Annotated in this window: 3 protein-coding genes; 2 read left to right on the top strand and 1 reads right to left on the bottom strand. The window is 65.2% G+C overall.

The window, feature by feature from the left end; genetic code table 11:
• Positions 1-35: 35 nt before the first annotated feature.
• Positions 36-314 carry a hypothetical protein gene (locus EB084_24780; GenBank protein ID NDD31480.1) on the bottom strand — a complete coding sequence of 93 codons (279 nt, stop codon included), beginning with the start codon at positions 312-314 and terminating at the stop codon, positions 36-38.
• Between the two features lie 30 nt (positions 315-344).
• Here EB084_24780 and EB084_24785 point away from each other — a divergent pair, with 30 nt between their 5' ends.
• Both EB084_24785 and EB084_24790 read left to right on the top strand, forming a co-directional pair.
• Positions 345-851 (top strand): hypothetical protein, encoded by a 507-nt coding sequence (locus tag EB084_24785; GenBank protein NDD31481.1) that lies wholly within the window; start codon positions 345-347, stop codon positions 849-851.
• A 167-nt stretch (positions 852-1,018) separates the two neighbouring features.
• Positions 1,019-1,712 (top strand): M20/M25/M40 family metallo-hydrolase (locus EB084_24790; protein ID NDD31482.1); only part of this gene is annotated, 694 nt, incomplete at its 3' end.

The following is a 1,712-nucleotide window of genomic DNA, read 5'->3' on the forward strand; positions in this document are numbered from 1 at the left end:
GTGGCGCGCGTCTGCGCGTGGGGGGGCAGTCTCATTCAGGGCGCCGCGACCGTGAACCGACGCGAGGCGGCGAAGCGCGCCTGGCGCTCACCGCAGAAGAGGAAGTGGGCGCGCTTTTGGTACGGGGGGGCTCGTGTCTGGTTGTGCTCTCTGGCGTGGCCCTGGGTGCGTTTCGGCTCAGGGTACACCCCGCCCTGCAGGTTTTCGGTCTGGCGCGAAATCCCGTCGATCACACCTGTGCCGGCGTCTTGGGTGGCGGTGCGCACTGCGACGCCGTTGAGCCGCTGTCCATGCCTGGGGGGCTTGCCGAGCACTCTCTTCGCACCTGGGACTCCCTCAAAGGGATGGGGGGTGCGTTCGAGTGCAGCCGCATCCAGAAGGTCATGGATCCCCGACCAGGCCCCAAGTCGCTGATGCCCCCCACAAGCCAACCCCAGATGAGGTCGCCTCGCACGCAGTCGCGAATCCTCATTGACACCTGCCACAGCGAGAAAGGCCTCTACGAGGCCACGGACAAGCCCTCGATCACCGACATCCATCAGGGCAACGAAGGCGACTGCTACTTCCTCTCTTCGCTGGGTGCCAAGGTCATGAACGACCCGACGTCGGTACAGAAGATGATCGCGACCAACAAGGATGGCAGTTACATGGTTTCCTTCGCCAACCGGTCAATCAAAGCGCCTCCTCTCTCTGACGCCGATATCGGACGTGGCTCGTCTTCGGGCGGAAACGGCCGCAGGGTAACCGTGATGGAGCGCGCCTACGCGCTGTACACGAACAAGAAACAGACTGTACACGACGCCGACACCGATGAGAGCATCATCGTGGCGTCGGGGTGCGCCTACAGTTAACATCTCACGCGTCGACGTTCGCCCGTGCTTCCTCTATTGTTGGAGTCGCGTTAAAAAGTCATCAAGACGACGCGTCAGAAGAGAGAGGTCTGGTGCTCTTGAGCCGCTCTATCGCCCCATGGTCGCTGCCATCACCCGTTTGCGCAACGCTGCCGCGTCCAAGCCCCGTGAGCGGAGAGCGCTCAAGCAGCGCCGCTGAACCTTCCGCCGAGGTCCCCCGCGATCGGTTCGTCGGCGTCGACGCACGCACCGCGGCGCCTTCCGCCGGCCTGTTGTCCGCGGGTCGCGGTCGTGGGTTCGACGCGAACCAGGAGGTGGTCTCGCTGACCCAGGCCCTGGTGCGCATCGATTCGGGACCCAATCATCTGAGCGCCGGCGAGCAGGCGGTCTGCGATGTGCTCGAGCAGTATGCTCGAGACGCCGGGCTCGGCACGCAGCGCTTCGACACCACGCAGGGGAAGCCCGTTCTTGTGGTGACCCTGCCAGGCAGCGACCCTGCGTTGGGGAGCATCGGCTTCGTGCATCACTCTGACGTGGTGGGAACCGAGGGCCAGTGGCATCTTGGACAGCCGTTCAGCGGCGATATCACCACCGACGAGCACGGTCGCGAGGTTCTGGTCGGGCGCGGGAGCATCGACACAAAGGGCCCCGCGGCCCAGGTTCTGGTGGCGATGAAGCAGCTCGTCCACGAGGGCCATCGGCCGGCCCGCACTCTCAAGCTCTATGTGTTTCCCGACGAAGAGACGGGAAGCGCCGAGGGGGCGGCCTGGGTGGCCACCCACACGCCGGAGACCGTTTCGGACGTGCGATACTGGATCGTGGAGGGCAGCGGCGTGATCGGCCGCGACCTGGTGGGGCTGC

It is taken from the genome of Pseudomonadota bacterium, assembly GCA_010028905.1.
In the GTDB taxonomy this organism is placed as follows: domain Bacteria; phylum Vulcanimicrobiota; class Xenobia; order RGZZ01; family RGZZ01; genus RGZZ01.